The sequence below is a fragment of the Chitinophaga sp. genome, assembly GCF_036569125.1.
Classification (GTDB): domain Bacteria; phylum Bacteroidota; class Bacteroidia; order Chitinophagales; family Chitinophagaceae; genus Chitinophaga.
On sequence record NZ_DATCRF010000559.1, the window covers coordinates 1 to 5815 of the forward strand.

Sequence of the window (5815 nt, forward strand, 5' to 3'; positions counted from 1 at the left end):
GTGCATGATCTTTACCGGCTTGCCATTGTACGCAAGGTTGGGATAAGGGTCATGTAAATATTTACGGATGTCGTCATCGGGGTTTATTTTTTTATCTGCTATTGCCCTGGCAAGCAGGAAGCCGGTGAACGTTTTTGAAATAGACCCAATTTCATAAATGGTATTATTGTCCGGCCGTAAAGCTTTTCCCCTTTGGGTGGAGCCCTGATGGAATGTATAGGTTCGGCCATCTTTATATATTCCTACCGATAGCCCAACCCGTGCAGTATCTTTCATAAAATCCAAAACCGCATGCTGAACGATTGAATCTATTAAGGCGGTAGTTTGTGCTGTTGCAGCAAGCGAAAAATATAATGCCAGTAATAACGTGAATGGCCTTTTCATTTTTCCCAATTGTGTCTTATTACTTAGATGAAAAAATTCTAATAATTTACTTGTATGCCTATGGTTTTAAAGATATAAAAATGTTATGGTTGATCAGGTAATTACAATTATTCAGATAATAATTTATCTTACAGGACCATTATTATGAAATACCGCCAAATAAAACCTTCCCCAACACTCTCGCCCTACGTAAAATTCTTCTGGATCGGCGAAGCATCAGCATCCACCGATAACTGTTTTACACATTTCTCCATCGCAACAAGCGCTCCCAAACTCATTTTCCACTATAAAGGAAAATTTAGTGAAGTAGCCGCAAGCGGACAGCTTACAAGCTCCTTTACTTCCGGTATACAAGGACAATCAAAAACGCATGCCCGGTTTATATCACCGGAAAACGTAGGCATTCTCGGTATTGAATTTTTCCCATACGCCATACCTGTACTATTTTCAATGCCCGCAACCGCATTAACCAATCAGTATATTGATCTAACATCCTTTTGTGGCAACAAAGGAAAGGAGCTTGAAGAAAGCATATGCTCAGCATCCACAAACCGGGAAAGATTACGTATAGCCGCCGGTTTCCTGGAATCCCTTGTAAAAAGACCGGTAAATCCACACATTGTTAATGCCGTTCAAAACATTGACAGATTAAAGGGACTTATAGATATGGATACACTCCTTAAAAATGTTCCTTTATCCCAAAGGCAATTTGAGCGGCTCTTCAAAGAAATTACGGGATTTTCACCCAAGCTGTATACAAGGATCGCGCGCTTTGAAGCTGCGGTAAATAATTTCAGGAGAAAAGCTTCCTTTGCTGAAATTGCATTGGATGCAGGCTACTTTGATCAGGCACATTTTAACCATGACTTCATGGAATTTACCGGGCTAAAACCAAATGCTTACCTGAAGGTTATTGAGAGGCTGCCTGTTCCTGGCAGCTGAATGTCGAAAACTTACAATTTTAGATGCTGCCGGGTATCTAGCTTTGCAATGTTCTAAAAATTGCAAATGAATATTATCACACCCATTTTTCCCTGCAGATCCCTCGATGAATTGATTGATTTTTACCGCGTGCTTGGCTTTGAAGCAACCTATCATCAGAAAAGCCCCAATCCCTATGCTATATTGGAAAGGGGCTGGTTCCGGCTCGATTTTTACGGCGTCAAACAACATGTGCCTAATCAGTGCTATCATACCTGTTATATATTAACAGATGAAGCAGATGAATTGTATGAGGCATTTACCATTGCGCTCCGCAGCCATTATGGAAAGCTTCCCACCCGCGGCCTGCCAAGGATCAGCGAGATCAGGGACAAAAAATTCGGCGTCCGTGAATTTATGTTCTCAGATGTTGCGGGAAACTGTATCAGGATCGGAAGAAAGATAGCTCCACAGGATGAAGAGGTCTACAGCAAGGAAGTAGAAGCCGCCAGCAAAAGACTTTCACTGGCCCTGGATTTTGCTTACAAAAGCGAAGATGAAGAAGGGGAGCTGGAAAAAGTATCCGCGGTGCTTGATAAGGCAATTGAAAAGGATAAAGACAATCACTGCCGCAATCTTTATAAAGTAATGATCCTGCGTGCGGATCTTGCTATTGCACAGGGTGACCCGGCTAAGGCAACATTACTTTTGGAACTGGTGCGTAAAAGTTCATATATACAGGGCCAGCCGGATAAGTTCAGCACGGAGCTGCAAAGGGTTGCCGACCTGCTTCACCGCCTCACCCCGTGATCCTCCCTGTAATACCTGCTTGTTTCCAGAATATACCTATAATAATCATACTCATTCTCAAAGCTCATCAGCATCTGAAAATTAGGCCGGTACTCGAGCATATAGCTTTCCAGGTCCGGCGATTTTAAGCCGGTGATCTTCGCCACCAGGGTTTTGCTAAACCGGTGGGTCACATATTTCTCCTGCTCATACTCTTCCAGCCGCCGTTGAAAAACCTGCATCCGTTTGATCTTCCTTAAACTGAGCAATGCATCCAGGTTCACACCGGCGCCGCCGTTCCCGCTGGTCAGGTATTCGGGCGAAAAATCAAATATTTTATGGTATTCATTGCGGGTTTCTATAGAATCCAGGTGATAGCTTTTTTCTTTAACCTCCACAAGGGGCAGCATTTGTACGTCCACATGTATTTTCATGTCAAATGCGTGGTTCCAGGGAATTTCCCGGATGGCAAATTTCTGGGTAGATTTTCCCTGGTACGAAAAACTGATAGAATCCCCATAAGGCAGCCGGATGCTGTAGTGGCCGGATGAATCTGTTACCGTTCCCGCGCCGGAGTTGCTTCTTACGCTTACGCCTTCCATCCCCAAACGCCCGGTACGCTCATACACAGTACCCTGTATATGCACCTGTCCGTAGGTGGCCGTACCCAGTAGCATGAAGATTATGAATATTTGTAAACGTCTGGTAAAGTTCATTTCATCCGAAATCTAGGACAGGTTCTAAACATAATCAAGGACAACCGGAATATTAACATTTTTTTCTGAATGTCCGGAGCCGTTTTATTAACGTTCCTTAACATTAATGCAAGGCTCGTTAACCGGCTTTTGTGGGTGGTAAAGCTACTTTGCGGCCTGTAAATCACTCCCATGCAAAAGATCTGCTTACTCCTGCTTACCTGTTGTTGCGTGCTCGCAGCCCATGCGCAAAGAAATGGCGTTATCAAAGGTACGGTATCAGATACCACCAAAAAACAACCCGTGCCTTCGGCCACCATCACCCTTTTGCAAAAAAAGGATTCCTCGCTGGTCAGCTTCACCATGACAGACAGCAAGGGCTTTTTTGAGCTCACTGGCCTGGCCGCCGGGGAATACCGATTGCTGATAACCCATGTTAATTACCACAGCACCAGCCGGCCGGTTACCATCAGCGCTGCCTCGCCGGGGAGTAATCTCTATAACATCATCCTCCAGGACCGAAGTATCACCCTCAATGAAGTAGAGGTTACCGGGGAAGCGCCACCCATTACACTGGTAGGGGATACCATTCAATATAATGCCGGCTCCTTTAAAACCCAGCCCAATGCCAGCGTAGAAGCGCTGCTGAAAAAGCTGCCAGGTGTGAAGGTTGATAAGGATGGCACCGTAAAAGCGCAGGGGCAAAAAGTAGAGCGTGTGCTCGTTGACGGTAAAGAATTTTTTGGTACCGATCCCAAGATTGCCACTAAAAACCTGCCCGCCGATGCAATAGACAAAGTACAGGTATACGACCGCCTCAGCGATGCCGCCCAGCTAACCGGTTTTGATGATGGCAACAGCGAAAAGACCATCAACCTCAAATTAAAGCATGATAAAAAGAAAGGCCTGTTCGGAAAAGCCATGGCAGGCGCAGGCACCAATGACCGTTATGAAGGCCGGTTTAATGTGAACTCCTTTAAAGGCGCGCGGCAGCTTTCCGTTATCGGTATGGCCAACAATACTAATGCAGAAGGTTTTTCATTTATGGACCTCATGAATTTTACCGGCGAGATGAACCGTATGAGGCAAAGCGGCAGCGGTAATATGAGCTTTACCCTTAATTCGGAGGATCCGCTGACAGCGCTTATGGGCAATGGTAACAGCAATGGTATTAAAACCGTCCGGGGCGGAGGGGCCAACTATAATAACCTGATCGGCACTAAAACCGAGCTTACCAGCAATTACTTTTACAACAGCTATAACCCTTACCAGGAAAGCAATGTACAGCGGCAGTATTTTCTGCCCGATTCTTCTTATTTCTATAACCAGCATGCTATCAGTGATAATCTCAATAATACGCACCGCTTAAATCTGAGCGCAGATATCCAAATCGATTCTTTTCATTCCATTAAAATATCGCCTTCCTTTGGTTACCAGCAAACACGCAACAGTAGTTACAACAGCTACGAAACATTTTCGGAAGATAAACAGCTGGCCAACCAGGGTTTCAGCAATAACTTTTCAGACGGGCATGGCACTAACTTCCGGAATGAGCTGCTATTCAGGAAGAAATTTCACCGTAAGGGTCGTACATTTTCGCTGAACCTGCAAACCAGTTTTAATAACAGTGAAAGTGATGGAAGCCTGCTGTCGGTCAATCACTTTTACAACCAGGGCGCAGCTTACGATTCTATTAATCAGCACAATACTGTCTCGGGTAGTCTTAATAGTTATAACGTGCGGGCAGTGTATACAGAACCCATCTTTAAACGCTCCCTGCTGGAATTTAGCCTGGGCCGCAGCAATACCAACAGCACATCGGAAAAAATAACCTATGACTATAACAGGTTCAATGGTAAGTTCGATCAATTGAACGATGCTCTTACCAATAACTTTGAAAATACATACGGCTATACGAATGCCGGCCTGCGATTGCGCACGAAGCAAAAAAAGTTCAGCCTGGCAGCCGGCCTTAACTGGCAGCAGGCAGCATTAAAGGGCAAGATCATTGCCGGTACTACGGATTCCGTGATCAGCAAAACATTTTACAACCTGCTGCCATCCCTGCGTTTTAAATACGACTTTACCCGTTACCGCAACCTCAATATCAATTATGCGGCTATTACCAACCAGCCCAATATGTCGCAGCTGCAGCCCGTGCCTGATATCTCTGATCCGCTCAATATCCGCGAAGGTAATCCTGATCTGAAGCAGGAATTCACCCATGCAGTGCAGCTGAACTTTATATCCGTGAATCCTTTTAAGGGTAAGAACCTGTTTGTTTTTTTTAACATGCAGGAAACGCAGAATAAGATCGTGAATTATGATGTATTGGATTCACTTGGTATTAAGCACACCCGCCCGGTAAATGTAAACGGCGTGTATAATATAACCGGCGATGTGAACCTGGGGCTGCCTCTGCCGGTCTTAAAGGGCACTATTAATTTCAGTAGTAATACAGGTTACAGCAAAACAAAACAGTTTATTAACACCGTACAAAACAACATCAATACCTTTACCCTGGGGCCCTCTCTGCGCCTGGATCTGAACCCTTCTGATGAAATAGATCTGTCGCTCAGCGGCGGCTTCAATTATTATAAAACAAGCTATTCATTGCAGGCCGCATTGAACGCTACTTATTTTTCACAACAATATGAGGGTGAGTTCAACTGGCAGCTGCCCGCGCAGTTTTATTTTAATACCAGTTTTACCTACATCATTAACAGCCAGCGTGCTGCTGGCTTTAATGCCAGCGTACCCTTATGGAATGCCTCTTTTAGCCGGCAGTTCCTGCGTTTTAACAGGGGAGAGCTGAAGCTGAGCGTGTACGATCTGCTGAACCAGAACGTAGGCATTACCCGCACCAGTAATCAGAATTATATTGAAGACAGCCGTATTAAGAACCTGCGGCGGTTTTTCCAGTTAAGCTTTACGTATAGCCTTAATAAGAATGGGCTTTCTGCAGGGAGAGGAGGGAAGATGAGGATGATAGGGGGATGAGGGGCTTACCCCCCAATCCTAAGCAC

General features: G+C 45.0%; 5 protein-coding genes. 3 read left to right on the forward strand and 2 right to left on the reverse strand.

The annotated features are described in order from the left end of the window. Positions 1-384 (reverse strand): serine hydrolase (locus tag VIM87_RS20940; protein WP_331998893.1); only part of this gene is annotated, 384 nt, incomplete at its 3' end. A 144-nt stretch (positions 385-528) separates the two neighbouring features. Between VIM87_RS20940 and VIM87_RS20945 the strand changes: the two genes are divergently transcribed. Both VIM87_RS20945 and VIM87_RS20950 read left to right on the forward strand, forming a co-directional pair. Next, positions 529-1326 (forward strand): helix-turn-helix domain-containing protein, encoded by a 798-nt coding sequence (locus VIM87_RS20945; protein ID WP_331998894.1) that lies wholly within the window; start codon positions 529-531, stop codon positions 1324-1326. A gap of 66 nt (positions 1327-1392) precedes the next feature. Then, positions 1393-2115 carry a VOC family protein gene (locus tag VIM87_RS20950; protein WP_331998895.1) on the forward strand — a complete coding sequence of 241 codons (723 nt, stop codon included), beginning with the start codon at positions 1393-1395 and terminating at the stop codon, positions 2113-2115. On the opposite strand, the gene VIM87_RS20955 is transcribed toward VIM87_RS20950, so the two are convergent. After that, the gene (locus VIM87_RS20955; RefSeq protein ID WP_331998896.1) at positions 2097-2771 is read right to left on the reverse strand and encodes a hypothetical protein; all 675 of its coding nucleotides are present in this window, start codon (positions 2769-2771) and stop codon (positions 2097-2099) included. The genes VIM87_RS20950 and VIM87_RS20955 overlap by 19 nt on opposite strands. Positions 2772-2981: 210 nt before the next feature. Here VIM87_RS20955 and VIM87_RS20960 point away from each other — a divergent pair, with 210 nt between their 5' ends. After that, the gene (locus VIM87_RS20960) at positions 2982-5789 is read left to right on the forward strand and encodes an outer membrane beta-barrel family protein (protein WP_331998897.1); all 2808 of its coding nucleotides are present in this window, start codon (positions 2982-2984) and stop codon (positions 5787-5789) included. The last annotated feature ends 26 nt before the right edge of the window (positions 5790-5815 follow it).